The organism is Gracilibacillus sp. Marseille-QA3620 (assembly GCF_054950035.1).
In genome coordinates this window covers 265,474-290,169 of record NZ_CM143102.1, presented here as the reverse complement: position 1 = coordinate 290,169, position 24,696 = coordinate 265,474, and the positions used below count along the sequence as shown (strand labels likewise).

Genomic DNA, 24,696 nt, shown 5'->3' with positions numbered 1-24,696 from the left:
TAAATTTTATCATTTATATATTCTATTCTTTGTTATATAATCAAATCAAATAACTGAAAGGAAGTACAATATGGCTTATCCAGTAATCACAGATTGCCCTGTTTGCAGTAAAACATTGAATATCACCAAGCTGCACTGCTCCCACTGTCACACGACGATAGAAAACGAATTTGAATTATCCAAACTGGCCTCCTTATCAAAGGATCAGCTTCATTTTGTAGAAGTATTTCTAACCTGCAGAGGAAATATTAAAGAGGTCGAAAAGGAACTGGGGATATCGTATCCAACCGTTCGCGGTAAACTGACAGATATCATTTCAACCCTTGGATATGAGCAGAAAAAGAAAAATGAAACTGATGAGAAAAAAGTTGTGACCATGTTAGAGAATGGTGAAATCACACCAGAAGAAGCTATTAAGCTTTTAAAAGAGGAATAGGGAGGAATCGATCATGAAAGAGGAAATTACACGAGTGTTAACAATGGTTCAAGAGGGAAAGATTGATGCAGAAAAAGGCTCTGAACTAATTCAAGTATTAAAGGACAAAGAAGAAACCGCCAATAAGCTTGTTGAGAAGCCGGCTAGATACTTAGACAAGACATTAAAAATTCATGTTGTTTCAGCTCAAAATGATAACGTCACAGTCAATTTACCCATCAAACTAATCAAGGTGCTACTAACAGCTGGACATAGCATCGCAGCAAGTATTCCTCAATCGGAAAAATACGTTAAAGACCTCGATATAAACCTTATCACTGAAGCGATTGAACATGAGTTAGATGGCCCTATCATTGACGTTAAATCGGCAAATGGGGATACCGTTTCAGTCATCATCGATTGATGGTTCGCTTATGATACATGTAAAAGTGAAAACGAAAGACATCAAGTTTTCTATTCCCATTCCCTATGTGGTCTTTAATCTCGTTATCTCAATCGCGTCTTCAACATTCTTACAGAAAAAGATTAACAAATGGACAGAGCCAAGCCTTGATAGAAAAAAGGCGCACTCGAATTTTGCCTTGCCATCAATCGATAAAAAAATTCTAAAATCCATCGTTAAGGAACTAAAAAAGAATAAAGGGCTCTTGCTAGTAGACATCAAAGCTCAAGACGGCACTGAAGTTAAAGTTAGACTATAAATAAGCCCTTTGATTAGCTGCATGTTGAAGTAACCCCTTCCAAATTTAGATGGGGTTATAGCTGCTGTTCAAATTATCACGACTTCTGGTTAATAGTTCATTCTTGTACACCCACATACTCAAGCAACCAAAACGAACAAGTTTTACAAGTTAACTGTCATTCTGGCAAATGCCCTTCCGCTTATTTCCATTTTACCAGCTCCTTGTAGCAGTGGGCGAATCATCCAAGTAAGCTTCCTTTGAACTATGTTTCTCCCTAAACTTTAAGTGTCCGCCCTTACTTGAAAAATATCGCCCTTATCACACCAGCGTCGCCCATGCCCAATTATTATCGCCCTTAAATCCGGCCGTTCGCCCTTAAAGGGGATCGTTTCGCCCTTAAACACTGGACTTCCGCCCATAAGACCTACGTTTTTGCCCTAAAACAGGTTGTGTTCGCCCTTAAAACTCGGAATTCTGTAAATCTCCTATAAGAATCAACACCACTGAACGCTCCCATCTTCAAAATAGACAAACTGAAAGGTTTTTTGAACATATTTTGAGTGGTTTTCAAATAAAAACCTTAAAAACCACCCTAATTACGCCTATTTTGATTGGCGGTATACTCAGGAGGCGGAATATCTCATACATCTTGAAACTCCCCTCTTACCCTTTCATTATGCTTATTTATATCCGCAAAAAAGAGCCATCTCACATGCAGAGATAGCTCTGAATCTATTTATTAGCTGACTTTTTCCTTCCCAGCTTCTTCAATTTTGCTGATGGCCTCACGGCTGCTTACATCAACTCGTTTTAGGAATAGAGCAAGAACGATGGCAACAATATTGATTCCTAATGTGACAAGGAATGAGTATTGAATGCCGGAAAGAAGGGCTTGCTGGCCGAGCAATGCCATCGATTGTTCGGTGACAGTGGTCGGATCGATTCCCGTCATCATGCTTTCAGCTTCTGTTTTCGTCACAGAGTTCATAATGGTGACAAGTACAGCTGTTCCGATTGAACCGGATACTTGTTGGGCTGTATTGTTAATTGCTGTTCCGTGCGGGTTCAAGCGTGTAGGTAATTGGTTTAGGCCATTTGTGATTATTGGCATCATAACCATAGACATCCCGAACATGCGCAAGGTATAGATTAAAATGATGTATGGGTACGATGAATCAATCTGCAGCTCGGATAACAGATAGGTGGATATTCCCGTTATCACAAGACCAGTCAATGCGAGGACACGCGGACCGAATTTATCGAATAGTTTACCAGTGATAGGAGACATAATCCCCATAACGATTGCTCCCGGGAGCATCATCAAGCCAGAATCGAGCGGTGATATGCCGCGGACATTTTGGACATAGGCAGGCGTTAAAATCATGCCTGAGAACATGGCGACTGCATTCACGATGGCGATAACAGAGGCCAAGGCGAACATCGGGTATTTATAGGCACGTAAATCCAATAAAGGCTTCTCCATCTTCAATTGGCGAACGATAAAGGCGATTAAAGCAATACCGCCTACGATTAAAGTGGTTAAAATCACTGGGTCTGTCCATCCGTCAGAGCTTGCGGAGCTAACTCCGTATAATAGTCCGCCAAATCCAAGGGTGGATAGGACAACGGATAAATAATCAATCGTAGCTGTCTTATCCGTTTCCATCACATTCTCAAGCTTCCAAACAGACAATAATAAGCTCAATACGGCAAGAGGCAAGATCATCATAAAGAGAATGCGCCAGTCAAAGTATTCAACGATATATCCGGATAATGTCGGGCCAATTGCTGGCGCCGTAATCATAACAAGGCCGAAGATTCCCATCGCTGTACCGCGTTTTTCCCGAGGGAAGCTGATCAGCATAACATTCATGAGGAGCGGCCCCATGACAGATGCACCGGCCGCTTGAACCATCCGCCCTGACAATAGAACGGCAAAGTTCGGTGCAAAGGCGGCCATCGCTGTGCCGAGTGTAAAGATTAACATCGATGTGATGAAAAGGCTGCGGTTAGAAAACCGGGTAATTAAGAAGGCTGAGGCAGGAATTAATACCCCGCTCACAAGCATATACCCTGTTGCCAGCCATTGAACGGTAGAGTAATTATCTATCTTCAAGTCCACCATAATGGATGGCAGTGCAACATTTAATAAAGAGTTATTTAAAAACGAAACGAAAGCACCAACAAATAAAATCACAATCATCATATATGGAGGTTTCTTTGATTGCAAAGCTGTATTCATATATCTGGTCCCTCTTCTTCTTTTTTGAAATTTATATACTAGATGATTTTATACAAGTCGTTCAAAAACATCAAGTATATTGTACTTATGGTTCAAATTATTGAGATTAAAGAAGAAGAATTTTATAATTAAACCATAGATTGACTATCGGAGGGCCTATGAATAAACGAAAAAGACATGTTGCAGACGTCGCTTTAAAATTATTTGTTGAAAAAGGGATTCAACAAACATCCATACAAGAAATTATTGAATTAGCCAATATATCTAAAGGAACCTTCTACAATTACTTCTCATCGAAAAATGATTGTATTGCAGAGATTCTCGAGGGACTGCGTTATGACGCAAGCCAGCTGCGCATGGAGATGCAGATGGGCAGGGACCCGAATGACCGGCAAATCTTCATTGAGCAAATCTCTATCCTAATGAAGCTGAATGAGGAAAGAAATTTACATGCCGTGTTTGAGGCCATCATGAGCTCCAATGAGCCCGAGCACAAGAAGCTGGTCCTGCACCACCGCTTCCATGAAATGGAGTGGCTTTCTCACCGCTTTGTTGATTTATACGGAGAAGACATCCGCGAATATGCACTGGAATGTGCCGTCTTGTTCTTCGGTATGATGCAATACGTCATGTTTACCGTGCGAATCTCTCATATGCCCCACTCCGTTGAGCGAATCGTTGATGTCCTTCTCTCCTATATCGAGCTGATCTACCCAAGCATGATTGATGGAGATAAATCATTAATTAACCAATCCTCCCTCCACTTCCTCAGAAGCAATATTGACCGGAGGGATATGACACTTAAGTCGATATTAGAGACAGCTGCTTATCTCGAGAAGCAGGACGGATTCACGGAGGAACAGCAGGATCTCTTCTCTGCCATCGTGTCAGAGCTCAAGCAGGAGCGCATTCGAAAATGTGTCATTCAGCCTTTGCTCAAGCCATTGCAGCTTGCCTTTTCACAGACACCGCTAGAGATGCAGGTTGCCAACTTCACGAATATGGTTTGGTATTTTTTAAAGGGTATATAATAAGGAAGGAAAACGCTGTCAAATTTCATTTGCAGCGTTTTTTCTTTGAAAATCCCCCCTTTTATTTTTTCGTCAACATTGTGTTTATTTTCACAATCATTTCGGGAATAGGACTAATGAACTATAAAAGGAGGAGGTTCAGCAGCATGAGTAAAAAGAAATTAACAACGAACCAAGGTGCCCCGATTGCGGATAACCAGAATTCACGTACAGCGGGAGCCAATGGTCCCATCCTTTTGGAGGACTATCAACTAGTGGAGAAATTAGCCCACTTCAACCGTGAACGTGTTCCTGAACGCGTTGTCCATGCACGCGGATTCGGTGCACACGGCGTCTTTACCGTGACAAATAGCATGAAGCACTATACGAGTGCGCATTTCTTGCAAAATGTTGGCCAGGAAACTCCCGTGTTCGCCCGTTTCTCAACCGTAATCCATGGACTTCACTCCCCTGAGACCCTGCGTGACCCAAGGGGATTTGCAGTCAAGTTCTATACGGAGGAAGGGAACTATGACTTCGTCGGAAACAACTTGCCGGTATTCTTCATTCGAGATGCTATTAAGTTCCCGGATGTCATTCATTCCTTAAAACCTGACCCTCGGACCAATATACAGGATCCCGTGCGTTATTGGGACTTCATGTCTTTGACTCCTGAAGCAACTAATATGCTGATTCATCTGTTCACAGATGAGGGTATTCCAGCCTCTTATCGAACTATGAGAGGTTCAAGTGTCCATGCCTATAAATGGATTAACGCTGAAGGCAAGACAACCTATGTGAAAATCCGCTTTGTCCCTAGACAAGGAATCATCAACCTAAGCATAGAGGATGCAGAACGAATCCAGGCTCATGACTTTAACCATGCAACCCGTGATATTTATACCGCTATTGATAACGGGGAATATCCAGTATGGGATGTATATGCACAATTCCTTGAACCAAAGGACATCGACAATTATGATTACTTCCCGTTGGATGCCACAAAGGACTGGCCTGAAGAGGATTTCCCATTTGTGAAATTCGGGGAAATGACCTTAAATAAAAATGTCGAAAACGTATTTGCTGAAACCGAATCCGTCGGCTTTAACCCTGGGGTACTTGTGCCAGGCATGCTGCCTTCTGAGGATAAGCTCTTGCAAGGTCGTTTATTCGCCTACTCTGACTCCCAACGTCACCGTATCGGACCAAACTACTTGCACTTGCCAATCAATGCACCGCACGTTCCTGTCAGCAACAATCAGCGTGACAGTGAAATGCCATATAGACAGCAAACAGAGCCTATTAACTTTGAACCGAACAGCAATAAGGATACTCCGAAGGAACAAAAAGAATATGCAGAGGCTCCTCAACCTTTAGCCGGCAGCGAAACCTTGCGCCATGCAATTGAAAAGACTTGTCCATTTGCTCAGGCAGGACGCATCTACCGCTCCTACAGCCCTGAGACAAAAGAAGCCCTAATCAAGAACCTGGTGCATGATTTAACGCCAGTAAAAGAAAAACGTATGGACATCCTAGATCGCGTTCTACACAACTTCGGGGAAGCAGACAGCGACTTGGCTATGGCGATTGCAACAGGCTTAGGCGTAGAATACAAAGGATAAAAAGAAACCACCTGGCGACTGATCTTGGCCAGGTGGTTTTCACTTTGGTCTAATATAGGTAAAAAAATTTAGAAATTCACGCTCATTCACCGTTATCGTCTTGGTCAAATCCTTTGTTCGCAGAGTGAATTCTTTCACCCCAATAAATTCAGACTGAGCGATCAAGTAAAATTCGGCCCCTCTTCGATATCCTTTAAATGGCCTCCGCAGCTTATATACCTTCATGAGACTACCCTCTTATTCCGATTTCGCAACCCGTACCTTTAGTTCAATAATAAATTCCTCTTGATGGTTCGGTGAATAATGCATCGCCCCGAAGATTTCATAAACATCACCAATGACTATCAGCTCATTTGTTTCGACAAATTCCATCAGCTTCTGATAATTGCGCATATATTTCTCCGGGGTATACACATCCGCAATATACACATATGTACCTGCCTCTATCTTCGCTATCTCCATTCCAGGCTGCAAGGGAATATTCATCTGATTATTCAGCACCGGCGCGAAGATGCTTTCATAATAAATACTCTCGATATCCGTATAATTCTTATACGGAAACACAGCCCCAAATCCCGTGTTTAAAAATCCGCTGATTGGCTCTACTGTCTTCTTCAGCTGACTATAGGAGGCATTCGAGATATCATTCGGCTTCAAATCCTTTGCAGCAGCGCAGATAATAGTTGTTTCCTCTTCCTCCCATACGAACACTTCCCCAAGGGCAGGTGTTTGAAGATGCCTTTGCATACGTTTCTTCACAATAGCGATATTCTGCTGGATCTTCAAGAGATCATCGAGCTTCTTTTGAATCAGCTTTTCCTGGTCGGAAATGAACTCAAGTAAAAGCCAAGGATTCATCTCTTGAGCCCTTTTCATTTCTTCAAGCGGTGTTCCAATATATTTCAAGGATTTAATCAGATCCAACTGGGATAGCTGCGAATCCTTATAATAGCGGTAATTAGTGTTGGGGTCGACATGAATGGGCTTTAAGAGGTCAATCTTATCATAATAGCGAAGTGCTTTAATGGAGACATTCGCCAGCTTTGCCATTTCCCCAATTGTATACAATGTTTCCTTCAAATAAAATCACATCCTTTCCCTTATTATAATAGAAAAAGTACATGCATATGAGGAGCTCTTCCCCTTATGCATGTACTTTTCATGAATGAACGGCTTCTTTTGTTTTCGCACTGTCTGGCATCTTCCATGCCAGCGTCATACCAATCCCGATTGCTAAGACTATAATGGCGAAATAGAATGGATAGTTCAAGTCAACATCGAAAAGGATTCCGCCGATGATTGGTCCGAATACATTCCCGATGCTGGTGAACATGGAGTTCATACCGCCAACAAAGCCCTGCTCACTTCCAGCAATCTTCGATAAATACGTCGTTAATGCCGGACGCATTAAATCAAACCCGATGAATACCGTCCAAGTAACTAGTAGGATCATGGAGTAGGATTCAACAATTGTCAGTACATAAACCAGGATAGTGGAGAGTACCAAGCTGTAGCGAATCAAACGAATCTCCCCGAACCATCTTGTCAGGCGGTCAAAAAGCCCCACCTGGAAGACAGCCCCAATCAAGGCTCCTCCTGTGATCATAATGGCAATATCCTTTGGGGTAAAGCCAAATTTATGATCGGCAAATAAGGAGAACAAGGATTCAAATGCGGCCAAGCCAAAGGATGAGATCAAAATAATCATGAATGCGATGAAATAGATTGGGACAAAAACCCGTCTCCATCCTTTATGTTTCCCAGTTGCAGGTAGTTCTATATTCTCTGGATTTCGTTCAGGCTCCTTAAGCGTAATAATCGATAGAATCGCCGCTAAAAGAGCAAATCCTGCTGCAAAGAAAAATGGCACCCGTGTACCAATCTCAGCTAAAAAGCCCCCGATTCCCGGTCCGATAATAAAGCCTGTTGAAATGGCTGCTGACATATATCCTAATGCTTTCGGGCGTGATCTCAATGTGGTGATATCCGCAATGTAGGCCGTGATGGCCGGCATGATAAAGGATGCACTAATCCCTCCAAGAATCCTGGATAAGAATAGGGCACTTACATGCTGCCCTAGCCCGAAAAGCAATTCTGAAAAGCTAAAAATCAAAAGCCCAATTACAATCATCCGCTTCCGGCCAAAAACATCAGCCCACTTCCCTGCAATCGGTGACACAATCAGCTGCATAACCGCAAAAGTGGCAACCATATAGCCCACTACGGAGCCCGATAGGTTCAGCTCATTCATAATGGTCGGCGTAACTGGAATGACGAGACCAATGCCTAAAAAGGCAATAAATAAGTTCATTAATAAAAGAGCTAATGTATAGTTCTTTTTCTGCATGTTTTCTCTCCTCTTTTTCGAACTGCTATAATCAACTATAAAGTCTAACCCTAGGGGAGAGTCAATAGAGGCAAACTAGTTTTGTGATGTTCGATTTTGCGTAAGCGCAATCATTATTACGGTGGATAATGCTGTGCTTTAGAAGTACCTATTGACCCCCTACAGCCCCCTTTGTCATGGATAAAGGGTGGGCTTTGCCTGGCTTTTACCACCCCTTAGCTAATCCAGGCGGGACATATTGAAAAAACCCGGACAGTTAATCTGCTCCGGGTCTTCCATTCCTCTATTTACAGTTCTTCGCCATTTGTTTCGATGACTTTTTTATACCAGTTGAAGGAATCCTTTTTGTAACGCTTCATGGAGCCTTTTCCTTCGTTGTCACGGTCTACGTAAATCATACCGTAGCGCTTTTTCATTTCGCCTGTTGTGAAGGAAACGATATCAATGATGCCCCATGGTGTATAGCCAATAAGGTCTACACCATCATAATTGACCGCTTTCTCAAGAGCCTCAATATGTGATTTCAAATATTGGATTCTCTCCGGGTCATGGATAGTGCCGTCTGCCTCAAGTGTATCAATTGCTCCGAAGCCGTTTTCTACGATGAAGAGCGGTATTTGGTAACGATCGTAGAAGCGGTTCAAGGTATATCTGAGTCCTGTCGGGTCGATTGCCCAGCCCCAATCACTTGCCTTGATATACGGGTTTTCCACACCGCTCGCAAGGCCTCCGTTTACGATATCACCTGTATTATCATTCTTCACATCGCTCTTAACAGTTGTGGACATGTAGTAGCTGAAGCCAAGGTAATCGACTGTACCTTTACGCAGGATTTCATCGTCGCCCTCTTCCATTTGAATCTTATAGCCTTCACGTTCAAACTCTTTGAGCGCATAGCTAGGATAATATCCGCGTACTTGTACATCCGGGAAGAAGTAGCGCTGGCGCATTTCCTCTTCAGCGTGCATGATATCTTCCGGGTTGCATGAGTACGGGTAGATTGGCACATGGGAAACCATCGCTCCGATTTGGAAATCAGGATTAATTTCTTTTCCTTTTGCGACAGCAAGCGCACTTGCCACCAATTCATTATGGGCTGTTTGGTACATAACTTCTTTCGCATTTTCACCTTCACCGACAAGAACGCCGGAATTTGTCCAAAGGAAAATCGGATTGTTCACATCCATTTGGTTATTGATTTCATTGAATGTCATCCAGTATTTCACTTTGTCTTTGTAACGATCAAAACAAACCTCTGCAAATTTCGCAAAGAAATCGACGACTTTTCTATTGCGGAAACCGCCGTATTCACGTGCGAGGTGAAGCGGCATTTCAAAGTGAGATAAGGTGATAACCGGTTCAATTCCATGCTTCAATAATTCATCGAATACATCATCATAGAATTTCAAGCCTTCTTCATTTGGCTCAGCTTCATCCCCTTTTGGGAAAATACGGCTCCAGCCAATGGAAGTGCGCAGGCATTTAAGTCCCATTTCCGCAAATAGCGCAATATCCTCTTTGTAGTGGTGATAGAAGTCAATCGCTTCATGGTTCGGGTAGAACTCGCCTTCTTCAATCTTGTCCGTAATCTTTCGTGCTACCCCATGAGCACCAGCTGTCATGACGTCAACGACGCTTGGTCCTTTTCCGCCTGCATTCCAGCCTCCTTCGAATTGGTGGGCGGCCAAAGCGCCGCCCCATAGGAAATCTTTTGGTAATGTTGTCATTGATCGTTCCTCCTCAACCTACTAGCGTGAATAATTTATCATTTAATTTACTTTCTTGGATATCTTCTACAACAATATCTTGATAAATATGTGAATTAGTCACAATAACTGGTGTAATCGTTTGCAAGCCTTTGTTAACAATCAAATCCTTATCGAATTCGACTAGCAAATCACCTCTGCTGATCCGGTCTCCTTCTTTCACCTTCAAATCGAATGGCTCTCCATTCAATCCAACCGTTTCCAAACCGATATGAACGAGCAGCTCGATGCCTGTATCTGATTGCATGCCAATCGCGTGTTTAGAAGGTGCAACCATCACCACTTTACCGTCAAATGGCGCATATAATTTATTTTCTGTTGGTTCAATTGCAACCCCATGACCCATCGCTCCAGAACTGAATACCGGATCTGGCACTTCCGCAAGCGGGATGACCTTTCCACTAACAGGTGCTCCAACTGTTTCATGCACGCCTGCTGGACGGGATACTTCTTTTGCTTCCGCGTCAGTTGTTGTTTCTGTTACTTCCTGTTCTTCTTCACCAAAACCAAATACTTGAATCAACGCAATCGGAAGGACAATTGCAATTGCAACACCCACTAAAATCCCCCATACAGACATTGGATAATCCGGGCTGATACCGTTAACGATCGTAAGCGGTCCAGGAAGACCTGCATAAGCGAAATAGTATGGATTGAAGAAGCTCGCTGCAATCGCACCAATCGCACCCGAGATACAACCGAAAATGAATGGTTTTTTGAATTTCAAGGTTACACCATAGATTGCTGGTTCAGTGATACCGAACAGGCCTGTTACACCAGCAGAGATCCCAACCTTCTTCGTTTCTATGCTTTTCGCCTTCAATACAACACCTAATACGGCTCCGACTTGGGCAATAACCGCAATCGTTTGATAAGCCTGGAAGGAATCCATGCCATACATATCGAAGTTCGCCAATACCATTGGCGTGACACCCCAGTGAACTCCAAAGATAACAATCACTTGCCAGAATCCACCGATAATCAAACCAGCTAAGGCAGGAGCATTCTCAGCCAAGTAGTTGTAGCCGATCGCAATTCCGTTCGCTCCCATTGTTGTGATTGGCCCAATAACTAGAAGTGCGAGCGGGACCATGATAACCATGCATAAAAATGGAACAAATAATGGCTTAATAACATCGTTCATACGTTTATTTAAGAAACGTTCAACATAAGATAACATCCACACTAAGAAAAGCGGCGGCAGCACAGATGATGTATACGTTGTTTCAGATAAAGCTAAACCCATAAATGTGATATTCTCTCCTGCGGCAATTTGAGCAGCCATAGACGCCCATGTTGGACTGACTAATGCAGCAGTACAAGCAATAGCTATATACAGATTTGTCTTAAAATGTCTAGCTGCTGTTATTGCTATGAAAATTGGCAAGAAGGTGAACGGCGCCCAAGAGATGAAATCAAATACTTGGAATGTGCCTGTCGACTCAAATGCCGGAAAAGCTAGCTTCAATAAAATTAACGTTCCTTGCAGAATACCTGCTGCAGCTAATATGTAAATAAATGGGGCAAATACAGCGGACATCGTCGCGATGACCCGATTCAGTACCGTTCCCTTATTTCCGTTCTCTTCATCTGATGATTCTAGATTGACTAATTCAGAGAAATGCTCGAATACGGTTCCCACATGCTGGCCGATGACAACCTGGAACTGGCCGCCCTTTTCCACGACTGTGATAACCCCAGGCATCGCTGCCACTTTCTGCTTCATTTCATCCGTTGTTTTCTTGAGTACGAGCCTTAATCTTGTTGCACATCGAGCAGCACTGATGACATTGCCTTCGCCCCCGACAGCCTCCAAAATATCCTTAGCTAATTTGCTGTAATCTCTAACTTTACCTGACAATTTGTACCCTCCTCTATGTTATCGCTTTCATTTGTTTGTATATTCACATTATAATTAGTACGTAATAATTTATCAATACACAAATAATATTTTTATTGTTGAATTATTTTTCTCGAATCGTGATATAATATAGAATAAAAAAACAAAAGAATAAGCGGGGAAATAATCATGTTAAAATATCAGCAAATCGCGTTAAAAATAGAGAAATATATTGAGAGCAATAATCTTCAGCAAGGAGACAAATTGCCTGTACTTGAAACATTGATGGCTCAATTTGGCGTCAGCAAAAGCACCATCATGAAATCCCTTGATTTATTAGAAAAGAAGGGGGCTGTCTTTCAAGTTAGGGGCAGCGGCATTTATGTCCGACGAAATAAAAGGAAGGGCTATATCAGTCTTTTATCAGACCAAGGTTTCAAGAAGGATCTTGAGGACTACCAGATCACCTCAAAGGTCTTGCAGCTCGATATCCGTAAAGCAACCGAGGAAATCGCCAAAAACCTGAATATGGAGATTGGCGCGGAGGTTTATCATGTTACGCGTATTCGTTACATTAATGGGCAAACCTTATGCTTTGAGGAATCCTACTATAATAAATCGATTGTTCCCTACTTAAATAATGAAATAGCCACTGAATCGATTTTCAACTATATCAAGGAAGCCCTCGGACTCAAGATTGGCTTCTCAGATATGTTCATGAATATTGGAAAGCTAACTGAGGAGGAGGCCGGCTATTTAGGGCTGCCGACTGGTTCACCTAAGCTTAGTACGGAAAGCATCTTTTACTTAACGAACGGGCAGCCCTTCGATTTCTCGAAGGTGACCTATAATTATGAACAAAGCCAGTTCTTCGTACAAGGAAATGGGGATCTATACAATTTCCAATGATATTAGATGATTAACAGTAGAAAGAAGGAGATGCATCATGGAGGCCTTTTGGGGAGAAGTCATCGGTTCAGCCATCCTGCTGTTCATTGGCGGCAGCGTATGTGCAGGCGCCAATTTAAAGAAATCTTTTTCATATAATATGGGTTGGCTCGCCATTCAGATTGCCTGGGGCTTAGCTGTCGCTTTGGCCATATTCTCGGTTCAGCATATAAGCGGTGCTCATTTGAACCCCGTCTTCACACTTGTCTTTGCCTTCTCGGGAACATTCCCGTGGGAGCAAGTTCCCGCTTACATTGCGGCACAATTGGCAGGCATGATGATCGGTGCGGCTGGCGTCTATTTGCACTATCTTCCTCACTGGAAGGAAACCAAGAACCAAACGGTGATTCTCGGCTCATTTGTGACGAGCCCCGCCATTCAGCACACCTTCTCCAACTTAATTAGCGAAATTCTCGCAACCTTCGTCCTAATGTTCGGCGTCCTCTCACTCGGCGCGAATAAGTTTACAGACGGACTCTACCCGCTGACAGTCGGCTTCCTGATTCTCACGCTCGGACTCTCTGTCGGCGGAACAACTGGAGCTGCCATGAACCCGGCACGCGATCTTGGGCCGCGCATCGTCCATGCACTCCTGCCGATACCAGGCAAAGGACCATCCCAATGGACATATGCGTGGATCCCCATCATCGGTCCGCTCCTCGGCGGAAGCATGGGCGGATTTCTATACAACCTCCTTTTCAAGGGAGTCATGATGCCTCACCTCCTTCTAACCGTCATGGTTACGTCAGCGGTCTTAATTGGATGCTATTTGTCCAATATAAAAAAAGCGGACAGGCCACAAACAGAACGAGTCAGAGCCATGTGAAAACGAAATACTCTGTGAGGCTGGGACATAAGTATTTTAGCCAATGATAAACCCGAAGGATTAGACGATAAATGAATGAATCTATCGTCTAATTCTTCGGGTCTTTATTTGTTATTTTCCATGCACGAGTTGATTGTGACTTTCTACTATTAGTGACTAGTGGAATGGAGCGAAATGCACTCGACTCCTGCGGGAAGTAGAGGAAAGCGAGTGCATTTCGCGGAATGGAACGGACTTGTATTTCCAACTGCTGTTGAATAGGAAGAATAAGTGACAATCATTCGTTTTTAAGGAATATTTATTTCGTTTTGTACAAGCCTCATTTTTCACCGAAAGGATTTCCTTTTTTTTGCATTTAAAAGAGCGTATACTTTTCATTAGAAGAACATATCTTTCAGCTATCCTAAATAAAATTTATAAAGGAGCTGTTCTTTAATGGTAAAGGAAAATAGATGGCTTTCATCCTTTCTCATCCTTATTAATGCCGTTTTTGTCTACTTCTATCTCACCCATCTTTTAGCTGAACCGACACCCCGCTTCAGCATAATCGGATTAATCCCGGTCTTTCTTGGCCTCTTCGCCTTCTTTTACATTCATAAATCGTCTGCTCAAAAAACGCTCTTTACCAGCATCACACAAACTCTGAATATCCTCTTCATCATCTCCCCCATCTTGACAGTTGTTTTTTTGCTCATGTTTCATGAAGCATAATGGCTCACCGTCAAATTAAGACACAAACAGACAAAATAAGTCGTAATTTGTAGAAAGATAGTCATTGAGAATCCGTCCAAACTCCCGAATAATGAAGAGATAAGAGCAAGATCATACTTCCATAGAAAGAGAGGCCGCATATTGAAGAAACCATTCGTAAAAGTTGGGAAAGAGAATACAATCAGCAAGGAGCTTGCGAAGGAAATCAGCTATGAGGATCTAATATCATATGGAAGGAAATTCAAGGATACCGTTTTTAAGTTTGGGGAAATGACTGACTTCCCTTTTCCCGGTGTATTCCCGCTCCTCTATCCGAAATGGCAGGATGAGAATGGGGAGGACTATTTGGTCATTGTTGCGGAATACAACTTCCTTCCACAAGCAGCCCTGTACTTGAGCGTAGACATTGATTACTTACTGGAGGAAATGGAGAAAATAGCAGAACAGGCAGAGCTTGATGCCGGCTATAAGATCTTTGAGCTCCATTATGCAACCGATAATGAATTTGATTATTTAATCACAACGGTCGCTGTCATTGCGCCTGAGGATGCCTCAAACCTATATGAGTGTTTGGAGATTGTCACCAATACATATCTATATCCTCTGTTTGTCTCCTCCCTCCGCTTTGCGGCTTTGAGGCATCAAGAGGATCTAAATGTCATGATCAAGGACTTAGATGAAATCATTCAGCACATTAATGAGGAGAACGTTAAGGTGTAAGAGTGAAAAAGGGGAACATGTCATTACTGGCACGTTCCCCCTTTACATTTAATCAGCATATGTTTTATTGAAGCCACTACTCCCAATGTGTCTCTTCTTCCCTGCATAAATTATTTTGGATAATACGGTAATCTCTCGGCTTTATCTAGATGATTCGTCTACCAAGACTATTCATCTACTCTTATAGGGAAAGGCTTCCTTTGCTTTCTTTATAACAGCAAACCATTGTGACTGAATTTGATTATGGTGATTGATAATTTGAGGTGCCTTCAAAATAGTTGTATCGTAAGTGCTGTGAGCATCTTCTATAAGAATAACTTCATATCCTTTGCTGCTTGCACTCCGACAAGTGGCATCCACACATACCTCCGATTGAATCCCTGCAATAATAATGCGTTTGACACCTCTTTTAGTAAGTTCCTCCTGAAAATTTGTTTGCTGAAAGGCATCAGGATAATCTTTTTCAATAATAACGTCTTCTTCCAATAGCTGAATGTCTGGATGTAGATTCCATCCCGACTTTCCTTGTTCGATAGGGGTTCCCTTTTTACCATTATGTATTGTAAAAAAGATGGGGATTCCCTCCATACGGGCACTTGAAATAAGGAATTGGACGTTCTGTAATAATGCTTCACTTTTATGTATAGATTTTCCCATTGAGAAAGAACCGATTTGCAAATCAATGATAAGCAATGCTGTATGAAGATTATCCACAAGATATCCCCACCTTTTCTTACTTTTCTAGTAGCATATCCATTTTGCCGCTTACTCTTGCAATAAATATCCTAATGAGAACCGACCACATCCTCTTACTTACTCACCACATTTAAATATATGGTCAGTAATCAATCAACTTGCGGCCTCCCTTTAGTAGGTTCATATCATCTAAAATGAAAATAGACCCATTACTTGTTTTTTCAAGATTGGGTCCATTTTATTCTCCTGCTCCACGATTACGATTTAATTAATAATCGGTAATGGTGTCTTCTCTTTCCAGCTATTGATGAACAATTTTTGCTGCGGGTTGAGATTTCTCGGAAGTGTCGTGCGCTTGTAGAATCGATGCTCCCGGTTGCATTCATCCATGATTTTAACTTTCCCTGTATATTCTTTGGCCATAAATACAACCTGCAAATGAAATGCCTGATCACCGAACTTATTCGTAATGAAGCAATCTCTTCCTGATAGAATACCGAAGAATTCCGTCTCTTCCACCATTAAAGATGTCTCCTCCAATACCCCGCGGATGGCAGCATCTACATATTTCTCACCGATTTGCATGATTCCCCCAGGTAAACTCCAATGATTTTCACCTGGACTTCTTTGCAGCAGGATTTTATCCACTTTCTCTATAATCATTCCACATCTAATACGGATGGGTTCATTCAGCATAACGGGTCCTCCTCGAAGCAAGTACAGTAGTTATATCAATCATCCTTTACTATACAAGGAAGATTCATTACTTGAAAATGGGTTTGAGCCATATTCCCCAAAAATATGATCAGCCAACATCCTTCCAAGAGAAAACCACTTCTATTTGTTCGGCTAGAAGTGGTTTTGTGAAATCTACATCTAGTTATTGAATCGATTTTAAAAGAGCCTTCATTTCTCTTGCTTGTTTTTTCTGCGTCACGATAATATGTTGCACAATGGATTTAAGTTCTTTATTTTGCGTATATTTCAGGATATTAGCTCCCATCTTAATAGCGCCTTCGTGATGGGGAATCATTTCTTCAAGAAAATCTTTATCGATATTTCCTGTCGGTTTAGCATCTTCCATAGCCGTTATCATTTTTTGATAAATGCCCTGATAAGCTTTCAAATAGGATTTCTCGGCCAGTTTATTGACCTTAGGATTCAACTTTAGCTGCTTTTCCAGTGCCTCCATTTTCTCAATACCAGCCAATTGCTCTTTTATAATGTTTTTAGCTAGCTGCTTGACCTTGTCATTTTGGCCATATGTCAGGACATTCTCAGACATGGATACCGCCGCTTCATGATGCGGAATCATCTCATAGATGAAATCAAGACTAGGATTCCCTGTTTCCGGCGCCTCCTCCATTTCCTTTTTCATGACACCTAATATACTTTGGTCATTTTCATAATAGGCTTTTTCATTTTGAGTCAGCTGTACGTCTGCTTGTACACCATTCATGCACAAAGCCCATACAAAAATGCCAAGACAGGCTGTTCGAATACTTCTTCTCATTAAGTTTCCCTCCTATAGCCGGCTCTTCTTAGTATGCGAAGGGAGGGTAATCTTTTATTCCAGGTACTTAATGCGGTTGTAACAAACGTGAATGCATGATGATTATTCCCACTTAAAAAATATAAGTGATACACCTATACAAACTAGCGAAATGACTGCCATGACAGCAATTGGCATCATCGCATTCTCAATCGGAAGCCCGATGACGGCGGCCTTCAAAAGCTTAATCCCCTGTGTAAGCGGCAGAATGTCCGCAAACCTCTGCAAAGATTTTGGCATGACTTCATATGGCAAGGTAGCCCCTGAGAAAATCAGCATTGGGAAATATAAGAGACTTGCCATCACGCTCGCCATCTTCGTATTAGGAGCAATTCCCCCGACCATCATGCCAATGCTGAACATCGAAAGGATGACGAGCAAATAGCCGCCAAAAAAGTACAGAACCGAACCTGTTAGCTGAAAATCGAAGAATAATACCGCACAGACATATAGTAAGATGAAGGACAAAATCGCATAAAGTGTATAAATGCTGACTTGCACAATCAAGATCATCACTGGACTGACCGGTGTCACCTTGAAGCGCTTCAGGATTCCCTTGCTTCGATAATCTGACACGACAAGCGGCAGCCCCATCACGCCTCCAGCCGCGATGGCGATGGTCACAAGGCCGCCAAATGATTGTTCAAGAAATGTGTACCCCGCTCCATCAAAGGCTGGCTTGTCCCCATAAATAATGCCAAGAATCATCAAGACAACCAAGGGCACGCAAATAGCGAAAATGAACATATCCATCCCCCGCAGAGACAGCTTTAGTTCAGTTTTAAGCATGGTCTGAAACATCTTCATCCTCATCCTTCTCCTCTCCCGTATACCAAAGATACGCATCCTCCAATTTCTCATATGGACTGCCTTCAATCGCCTCCGCAACCGTTCCCTCAAAAACGGATTTGCCACTCTTTAAGATACAAATGCGATCGCACAGCACCTCCACCTCATCCATGAAATGTGAGGTTAGAAAAATCGTCAACCCTTTCGATTTCAGTTTGGCAAGAATCTTCCACACAGCTCGCCGGGCCCTCGCATCCAATCCTGTTGTCAATTCATCCAAGAAAACGACCTCAGGCTCAGGGTCAATGCCAGGACGATAAATAGACGCTGACGCTGGCCGCCAGATAGCTCCTTAACAAAACTTGACCCTTTATCCGCAATCCCAAATTTACTTAGCAGGTCATGATAATCTGCTGGTTCTTGGTATAGGGAGGATATCTCTTCACATAGCTCATTTACTTTAATTTGCTCTTGATAGCCGGTCTCCTGAAACTGAACACCCACCCGTTCAAAAAGCTGCTTCCGACTGCGGACTGGGTCCATCCCAAGGATAGATACTGAGCCGTCATCCGGTTTTTTCGTCCCTGTTATACATTCAATCATCGAGCTTTTTCCCGCTCCATTCGCCCCCAGCAGACCGAAGACTGTGCCCCGTTCCACTGCGAAACTGATTGTATCCACCGCAACGCAACTCCCATATGATTTAGATAGCTTCTCAACGATAATGACACTCTCCATCTCTTTCCCTCCTTCTTCTTTTGCCTATGTAAAAATAACACCAGTCAAAAGACCGGTGTTAAGGTGGAGGGTTTATCGGAATCTTTCTCTCATCTTTTTCAGCATCTCCTGCATGCGAAGAGCATTTCCTTCAGCTGCATCCAGCGACTCAATCAGCTTATCACAAACAGCAATGATATCCGTATCTGGCCTTGGTGTATTCAGGACCTCCTTGATATCAGCCTCTGGATTTGAGGATAATTCCTGCAGCATACGCAGGATGGCTTCAAGAGAATAATTCGCACAGCGAAGCGTACGGATGACTTTCAGTCTCTTAATATCCTCTTCCGAATAAACACGATACCCTTTCTCCTTTCTCTTCACCGCTAGAAGACCATTCATCTCCCAATTCCTGAGGGAATCCATTGAAATATGCAGTTGCTCGGAAACCTCTTTTCTCTTAAATGTCCTCGTATTTGCTGCTGCAGACCCAGCCAGCAGCTCCTTCACGACTTGAATGGCATCCTCCGACTGCTTCCGTTCCCTCCGAAGCTGTACTAAATAGTCATTTGTAAGCTCAATAGAACGGTCGAAATGTCCTTGTGCAGATTCCTTTACAATTTGGACAACCCTTTTGCGCAAACCATTCTGCAGGACCTCAATCTGAAACGCAACCCTGGCAAGCCGGATTTGTGAAAGATGGAAATCCGTAAACACCCGGTATCCATTCGCCTCTCGTTCCACCTTCGGCAAGAGTCCCCACTTCTCATATAAACGTACCGTATTAGGATGAATCCCGATGATTTTCGCCACTTCTGCTGTTCTATAGGTTTTCATCGCCATAACCTCCTGCACTCTATCACCATGATAGCATTGAATAAAAGTCTGGTGGTTTAGTGGAGGGTTATGTTTTTTCATACAAAAAAACCAGCTCACTTGAACTGGTTCTTACTTGTCCTCCCGCAATAAATAGCTATTCCCCTCCGGATCTCTGAATGTAAACATCGATCCGTACGGCATTTTCATGATTTCTGTGACTTCTACACCCTTCTCTTTCATCTCCGCATAGGCTTTTTCAATATCAGTCGTACTGAGTAAAATGGACGGATGCCCGACATTCGTAGATGGGTTTTGCCTTTTCATCGCATTCTTATCATAAAGAACAAACGTCGTAAACTCACTCTCACTCGGACCCACTTCAATCCAGGCCATATTCGGTCCCATTTGCTGCTCAAATTTAACCACAAACCCCATCTTTTCTGTCCAGAATCTCTTCGCTGCAGCTTGGTCTTCTACATAAATGGTTATTTTCCCAATTTTATTAATCATTTTGATTACCTCCAACTTAAAAGTACCCTCCTATCCTCTCCTAAATCTGGCCATCCAAACCGACTAACTTTCGCTTCTTTCTTAAGAAGAGCACCTTTTACCCATTTGACTAGCGAACATCACAAATGACCATAAAAAAATTTCAAGGATTGGGGAGTTGAGGAGGTGAATCCGTTTATTACTATCATCAAGCTATAAAATGAATGCCATATGCACACAGCCGGCCATCTACTTAGCATTAAAAGCAGATGTCCGACTGCTTGTCTTTATGTATATATGGATGAATGAATTTGGATGCGTTTCGTGAAAAGTTCACAACAGCTTATACGAAAGAAGGAAGTTTTCCACATCCATTACCCTTGAAGTTTTCTCCAATTCTCTATTGGCTTGAAAATATGATTTCTAAGAACCGGCTCTACTCGTTCCACTTCCTTATTTTCAAGAATGGAGAGTATATCATTATGTTCGGCTACCATTCTTTTTACATAATCCTCACTCTGAATTAGTGTGATTATTCGATGATAGTTTGAAGCCATTTGCGAAATGGCTTTCCAGGTGTTCTTTCTTTCATGGCTGCAAAAAATAATCATATGAAACTGGTCATCTAATTCAAAAAACCTGTTTGTCAATTCTTTTTCATTCCGCAAGCCCGATTTCTGATTTACTAATATGTTTTGAAGATGAACATTTGTTTTAAGCTGTTGAAGATAATCAGCCGGAAAATGGCTGCAGGCCATTTCTAAAAATTTCTTTTCTAAATCAAACCACATGCTAGCCGCTTCCTCAGCTAGCTCTAGATTGATTTTTGTAACATATGTACCTACTTGAGGGATTAGTTCAATGAGATGTTCTTGCTGTAATTTCCACAGGGCATTTTTGATAGGCGTACTTGAGACTTTAAGTGTCTCAGATAGTTCTCCAACTCTTAATAGTTCACCCGGGTGTAACTCCAGCGATAAAATACCTTCCTTAATTGCACGATAGGAATAATGACTATTATTCTCACCAGGTAATCTTAATACCGTTTTTAACATATTGGTCTCACTCCTATTAGAGAGAATCGACTATGTATTTTCATTAAACATACATAAGGAAGAAAGATCTTCTAACTTCCTTATGTGTTTAAGGACCAGCACATATAGATTAGACGGCTGCCTTTACATTACATGAGCGTGTCGATAAATCCACAAAATGCATCTACAGGACTTACACCTTTGAATTCTGAACGTCCTAATAATTTATCAACGATTGCCGATAACGTATGCTCGTGATTATCATAAGCATTAATATACGTCTTAACTTGCGGTACATCTGCTAAGTGGAATGGACATTGCAGGGATATAAAGATTGTTGGCACTTCATTAACATAGAACGGGATGTCTGGAGTTCCTTTTGAAGGATTCCATTGGATACGTTGGTCTGTGCTTGGTGGTACATCTGCTATGTTTATGACTAAATCATACTGATTTGTTAAGTCAGCAATTGGACGTTTTTGAGCGTATACGTTCATGACGGCCCCTAACATTTCCTGCGGCGGAAGCTTCAAGATTTTATCAATGGCAGATTCATAGATTTCAACCTCAAAACCTGCTTTTTCAAGTAATTCCTTCATTAATTCAATTGGCTTCTTCTTACCGCCTGACATAGCAGCCATAATCTTTCCATAAGCAGATTCTGGTCCTTTTACTTCAACAAGCAATACTCGCTTATTCTTTTCTGGACTGATTGGCAGCAATTCCTGCTTATTCTTCACTAATGTGATCGCTTTATCGGAAATTTCTGGTGCAACAGCCTTATTTGATTCTGTTCCGATTTTCGCCATTGCTTCTTCTTTTGGCGGTAATATTTCTGTCTTCGCTTTTGTATGCAGCCCTAAAGAAGCCTTCAATCCTAAGATACGTGTTAAAGCCTCTTCGAGTCTTTCATCCGTAATGATTCCTTTTTTATATCCGTCCATCATCCAATGGAAGTCTTCCTCTGGGTCATTAAAGAATAAGAACAAGTCACAGCCAGCCGCAATCGCTGCAGGAAGCATTTCACTGCGCTTCATAGCAGATGTCATCGCTACCATGTGAGAAGCATCTGTTACGATTACTCCATTGAAGTTCAATTTATCTCTCAATAGGTTTTGTAATACGATGCCATTCAAGCTTGACGGCATAGCTAACTCTTCGACAGTCGCATCTGGTTTAAAGTGACGGACATACTCCGGTAAAGCGATGTGTCCTGACATGATAGATGGTAATCCCGCTTCAATTAATCCTCCATAAACTTTCCCGAATGTGTTATCCCACTCTTCTACTGTTAAAGTATTAGGAGCAAATGATAAGTGATGGTCTCTTTCATCTACGCCATCTCCAGGGAAGTGCTTAGCAGCTGGGGCTATACCGCTCTCCATAATACCTCTCATGTATTCTAGAGAGTATTCCAAGACTTGCTCTGCCTTATTGGAATAACAACGAGTAGAGATTACTGGGTTTCTCCAGTTCATATCGATATCAACAACTGGCGCAAAGCTCCAGTTACAGCCTATAGCAGCTGCCTCTTCTCCTGAAATTCTCCCCATTTCATATGCATATTTGGGATCATTTGTTGCGCCAATTTTCACTTGACTAGCCACATACGTACCGTCTATGCAAGCCCCATTTCCACCGCTCTCCGTATTTGCCGCAATTAATAGAGGGATTTTACTATTTTCCTGCAGGATTTTATTTTGGTCATATACTTGTTCAGCTGTAGCTGGATTGTAACGAACTGCACCGATATGATAGTCATTTAACACGCCTTTTAAATACTCTTCATCACGGCTTGCTCCCATATTGACGAATAACTGACCGATTTTTTCTTCAATCGTCATCTCTGCAATCATATCTTCTACCCATTTAATCGCTTCATCTGTTAAATGAAATGGTTTTGCTTTTAAATTCACCATTCTTACTTCCTCCATCTATCATCATTATGTACATTAGACCGGTTTGTATGTGATAAGACATTAAGCCTTTCCCACATCTTCACCGGTCCCAAATGTTTGGATCATTTTTTCGTAAATTCCCTTTTTGCGGCTAAATCCGCAGCAAGCTGAAGTGTTCTTTTTTTATTTAGTGGATACAGGAATAAGATAAGTGCAACTAGTCCATATAGAATTCCTGGTACCAATGTACCTAACATGTGAATGCCATTTAGCACTTCCTGTGGCTGCGTTCCAACTGTCGCATCATAGCCAACAGCCGCAATCGCAAAACCGCCAATTCCGCCGGCCAATGCCTGGCCTACTTTTCGCGACATAGAGACGATTGAGTAAACGGTTGCATCTTCACGTAAGGATGTTTTGTATTCATGATAGTCAATAACATCTGAGATGAATGCCCAGTTTACGAAGCTATAGAAGCCCATACCAACCATACCAAGTGCCATTGTAAGGATAAATGGCATTACGGTTAGACCTTTTAGGAAATACAACAGGGTAAAGACAGCAGCTGCAGCTCCTACCCCAACAACGGACACTTCCTTTTTCCCGAATCTTGCTACCAACGGTTTTACCAATGGAACCGTAAGGAACATGGCCGCCATTTGGATAAGTGAAACTAAGCTTAAAGCAGATGCATTACTGAAATAGTCTTTAAACAAATACGTATTAACTGCTTGAGTAATGAATTGTGTGACCATGATCATCAGTGATGCTGCCAAAATCCATAAGAATGGTTTATTTGTCACTAAGCTTTTGATTGAACGAAGGAAGGCACCTTTTTCAATTTCTTTTACTGGTACTGCGATACGCTCTGTAGTCAGTTTATAGCAGCCGATATAACAAGAAATCGCCAATACCCCAAAGACAATTGCTGTCATGAACATACGGTCTGCACTGATTTTGTTATCCACGAATACAATCATTGGTCCTAAAACACCGATAAGAAGACCTGCCAATGATGCACCGATTGTGCGCCAAGTAGAAAGTGTTGTGCGTTCAACCGGATCAGCTGAAATAACAGAAGCCATTGATCCATAAGGAATATTAACCGTACTGTATAAAGTCCCCCAAACAATATATGTCACGAAAGCCCATGCTAGATAGAAGCCGTTAGACATGCCCGGTATTGTCGTGAACATCAATACCCCTGTAATAACCAGCGGGAATGACATGCGCAAAATCCAAGGCTTAAACTTTCCATGCTTCGTTGCTGGTCGTGTATCAATAAAACGACCCCAAGCGACATCAGCAAATGCATCCCATAGGCGGGCAATCATAAATAGCACACCGACTGTTGCAGCACTGATATGGAAAATATCTGTGTAGAAAACCATTAAAAAAGTGCTTGTAAGGATAAAAAAGAAATCGTTTCCAAAATCACCTAATAAATAACCTAATTTATCTCTAAAGCCGAATGGCCGAGCTACATTCGATTCAATTTGATTCTCCTGCAGCATTGCTGGCTCTCTCATACTCATGCTGAAAACCTCCTAA

The 24,696-nt window shown here is 42.2% G+C and carries 26 protein-coding genes; 8 read left to right on the top strand and 18 right to left on the bottom strand.

Annotation, left to right across the window (positions count from 1 at the left end; all coding sequences use genetic code 11):
- Positions 1–70 precede the first annotated feature (70 nt).
- From ACY8DX_RS01615 to ACY8DX_RS01605, 3 genes are read left to right on the top strand one after another with little or no spacing between them, the layout of a single operon-like run.
- The gene (locus tag ACY8DX_RS01615; RefSeq protein WP_049672398.1) at positions 71–436 is read left to right on the top strand and encodes a DUF2089 domain-containing protein; all 366 of its coding nucleotides are present in this window, start codon (positions 71–73) and stop codon (positions 434–436) included.
- A gap of 13 nt (positions 437–449) precedes the next feature.
- Positions 450–839, top strand: a complete 390-nt coding sequence (locus ACY8DX_RS01610; protein WP_049672399.1) for an SHOCT-like domain-containing protein — start codon at positions 450–452, stop codon at positions 837–839.
- Between the two features lie 10 nt (positions 840–849).
- Positions 850–1,137 carry a hypothetical protein gene (locus ACY8DX_RS01605; protein ID WP_049672400.1) on the top strand — a complete coding sequence of 96 codons (288 nt, stop codon included), beginning with the start codon at positions 850–852 and terminating at the stop codon, positions 1,135–1,137.
- A gap of 721 nt (positions 1,138–1,858) precedes the next feature.
- Here ACY8DX_RS01605 and ACY8DX_RS01600 read toward each other — a convergent pair.
- Positions 1,859–3,361 carry a DHA2 family efflux MFS transporter permease subunit gene (locus ACY8DX_RS01600; protein WP_049672401.1) on the bottom strand — a complete coding sequence of 501 codons (1,503 nt, stop codon included), beginning with the start codon at positions 3,359–3,361 and terminating at the stop codon, positions 1,859–1,861.
- Positions 3,362–3,519: 158 nt separating this feature from the next.
- On the opposite strand from ACY8DX_RS01600, the gene ACY8DX_RS01595 reads away from it, so the two are divergent.
- Together ACY8DX_RS01595 and ACY8DX_RS01590 are read left to right on the top strand one after the other, a co-directional pair.
- Positions 3,520–4,392, top strand: a complete 873-nt coding sequence (locus tag ACY8DX_RS01595) for a TetR/AcrR family transcriptional regulator (RefSeq protein ID WP_049672402.1) — start codon at positions 3,520–3,522, stop codon at positions 4,390–4,392.
- A gap of 146 nt (positions 4,393–4,538) precedes the next feature.
- Positions 4,539–5,993, top strand: coding sequence for a catalase (locus ACY8DX_RS01590; protein ID WP_049672403.1), 1,455 nt, complete (start codon positions 4,539–4,541; stop codon positions 5,991–5,993).
- A 39-nt stretch (positions 5,994–6,032) separates the two neighbouring features.
- Here the strand turns inward: ACY8DX_RS01590 and ACY8DX_RS01585 are convergent, their stop codons facing one another.
- From ACY8DX_RS01585 to ACY8DX_RS01565, 5 genes are all read right to left on the bottom strand, one after another.
- Positions 6,033–6,218 (bottom strand): hypothetical protein, encoded by a 186-nt coding sequence (locus ACY8DX_RS01585; RefSeq protein ID WP_049672404.1) that lies wholly within the window; start codon positions 6,216–6,218, stop codon positions 6,033–6,035.
- Between the two features lie 12 nt (positions 6,219–6,230).
- A complete protein-coding gene (locus ACY8DX_RS01580) occupies positions 6,231–7,073 on the bottom strand; it encodes a MerR family transcriptional regulator (protein ID WP_049672405.1) in 843 nt (280 codons plus the stop codon).
- A gap of 79 nt (positions 7,074–7,152) precedes the next feature.
- The gene (locus ACY8DX_RS01575) at positions 7,153–8,340 is read right to left on the bottom strand and encodes an MFS transporter (RefSeq protein ID WP_462406084.1); all 1,188 of its coding nucleotides are present in this window, start codon (positions 8,338–8,340) and stop codon (positions 7,153–7,155) included.
- Positions 8,341–8,627: 287 nt separating this feature from the next.
- Positions 8,628–10,067 (bottom strand): 6-phospho-beta-glucosidase BglA, encoded by a 1,440-nt coding sequence (gene bglA, locus ACY8DX_RS01570; protein ID WP_439803376.1) that lies wholly within the window; start codon positions 10,065–10,067, stop codon positions 8,628–8,630.
- A 13-nt stretch (positions 10,068–10,080) separates the two neighbouring features.
- Positions 10,081–11,967, bottom strand: coding sequence for a beta-glucoside-specific PTS transporter subunit IIABC (locus ACY8DX_RS01565; RefSeq protein WP_049672408.1), 1,887 nt, complete (start codon positions 11,965–11,967; stop codon positions 10,081–10,083).
- A gap of 168 nt (positions 11,968–12,135) precedes the next feature.
- Between ACY8DX_RS01565 and ACY8DX_RS01560 the strand changes: the two genes are divergently transcribed.
- Positions 12,136–12,855, top strand: coding sequence for a GntR family transcriptional regulator (locus ACY8DX_RS01560; protein WP_049672409.1), 720 nt, complete (start codon positions 12,136–12,138; stop codon positions 12,853–12,855).
- Between the two features lie 37 nt (positions 12,856–12,892).
- Positions 12,893–13,720 (top strand): MIP/aquaporin family protein, encoded by an 828-nt coding sequence (locus ACY8DX_RS01555; protein WP_462406083.1) that lies wholly within the window; start codon positions 12,893–12,895, stop codon positions 13,718–13,720.
- A 552-nt stretch (positions 13,721–14,272) separates the two neighbouring features.
- Here the strand turns inward: ACY8DX_RS01555 and ACY8DX_RS01550 are convergent.
- On the bottom strand, positions 14,273–14,422 hold the full coding sequence (locus ACY8DX_RS01550) for a hypothetical protein (protein ID WP_462406082.1): 150 nt from the start codon (positions 14,420–14,422) through the stop codon (positions 14,273–14,275).
- Between the two features lie 150 nt (positions 14,423–14,572).
- Between ACY8DX_RS01550 and ACY8DX_RS01545 the strand changes: the two genes are divergently transcribed.
- Positions 14,573–15,151 carry a hypothetical protein gene (locus tag ACY8DX_RS01545; protein WP_049672412.1) on the top strand — a complete coding sequence of 193 codons (579 nt, stop codon included), beginning with the start codon at positions 14,573–14,575 and terminating at the stop codon, positions 15,149–15,151.
- Positions 15,152–15,322: 171 nt separating this feature from the next.
- Here the strand turns inward: ACY8DX_RS01545 and ACY8DX_RS01540 are convergent, their stop codons facing one another.
- The 11 genes from ACY8DX_RS01540 to ACY8DX_RS01490 all read right to left on the bottom strand — a co-directional run bounded on the left by ACY8DX_RS01540 (position 15,323) and on the right by ACY8DX_RS01490 (position 24,680).
- Positions 15,323–15,865, bottom strand: a complete 543-nt coding sequence (locus ACY8DX_RS01540; RefSeq protein ID WP_156185667.1) for a cysteine hydrolase family protein — start codon at positions 15,863–15,865, stop codon at positions 15,323–15,325.
- Positions 15,866–16,111: 246 nt separating this feature from the next.
- Positions 16,112–16,543, bottom strand: coding sequence for an NUDIX domain-containing protein (locus ACY8DX_RS01535; protein WP_462406081.1), 432 nt, complete (start codon positions 16,541–16,543; stop codon positions 16,112–16,114).
- A 184-nt stretch (positions 16,544–16,727) separates the two neighbouring features.
- Complete coding sequence (locus ACY8DX_RS01530) at positions 16,728–17,360, bottom strand: DUF305 domain-containing protein (RefSeq protein ID WP_462406080.1); 633 nt, start codon at positions 17,358–17,360, stop codon at positions 16,728–16,730.
- A 102-nt stretch (positions 17,361–17,462) separates the two neighbouring features.
- Positions 17,463–18,206, bottom strand: coding sequence for an ABC transporter permease (locus ACY8DX_RS01525; protein ID WP_049672415.1), 744 nt, complete (start codon positions 18,204–18,206; stop codon positions 17,463–17,465).
- Positions 18,181–18,468, bottom strand: coding sequence for an ATP-binding cassette domain-containing protein (locus tag ACY8DX_RS01520; protein ID WP_462406079.1), 288 nt, complete (start codon positions 18,466–18,468; stop codon positions 18,181–18,183). Before ACY8DX_RS01520 ends, ACY8DX_RS01525 begins: the two co-directional genes overlap by 26 nt.
- Entirely contained in the window at positions 18,456–18,926 is a 471-nt protein-coding gene (locus tag ACY8DX_RS01515; RefSeq protein ID WP_462406078.1) for an ATP-binding cassette domain-containing protein, read from the bottom strand. Before ACY8DX_RS01515 ends, ACY8DX_RS01520 begins: the two co-directional genes overlap by 13 nt.
- Before the next feature lie 72 nt (positions 18,927–18,998).
- Positions 18,999–19,742, bottom strand: coding sequence for a MerR family transcriptional regulator (locus tag ACY8DX_RS01510; protein ID WP_462406077.1), 744 nt, complete (start codon positions 19,740–19,742; stop codon positions 18,999–19,001).
- Between the two features lie 111 nt (positions 19,743–19,853).
- Positions 19,854–20,234: a VOC family protein gene (locus ACY8DX_RS01505; RefSeq protein WP_049672418.1), complete on the bottom strand. Its 381-nt coding sequence runs from the start codon at positions 20,232–20,234 to the stop codon at positions 19,854–19,856.
- A gap of 353 nt (positions 20,235–20,587) precedes the next feature.
- Positions 20,588–21,268: a GntR family transcriptional regulator gene (locus ACY8DX_RS01500; protein ID WP_462406076.1), complete on the bottom strand. Its 681-nt coding sequence runs from the start codon at positions 21,266–21,268 to the stop codon at positions 20,588–20,590.
- A 128-nt stretch (positions 21,269–21,396) separates the two neighbouring features.
- Positions 21,397–23,166: a glycoside hydrolase family 3 protein gene (locus tag ACY8DX_RS01495; protein WP_462406075.1), complete on the bottom strand. Its 1,770-nt coding sequence runs from the start codon at positions 23,164–23,166 to the stop codon at positions 21,397–21,399.
- A gap of 101 nt (positions 23,167–23,267) precedes the next feature.
- Positions 23,268–24,680, bottom strand: a complete 1,413-nt coding sequence (locus tag ACY8DX_RS01490; protein ID WP_462406074.1) for an MFS transporter — start codon at positions 24,678–24,680, stop codon at positions 23,268–23,270.
- Positions 24,681–24,696 lie beyond the last annotated feature (16 nt).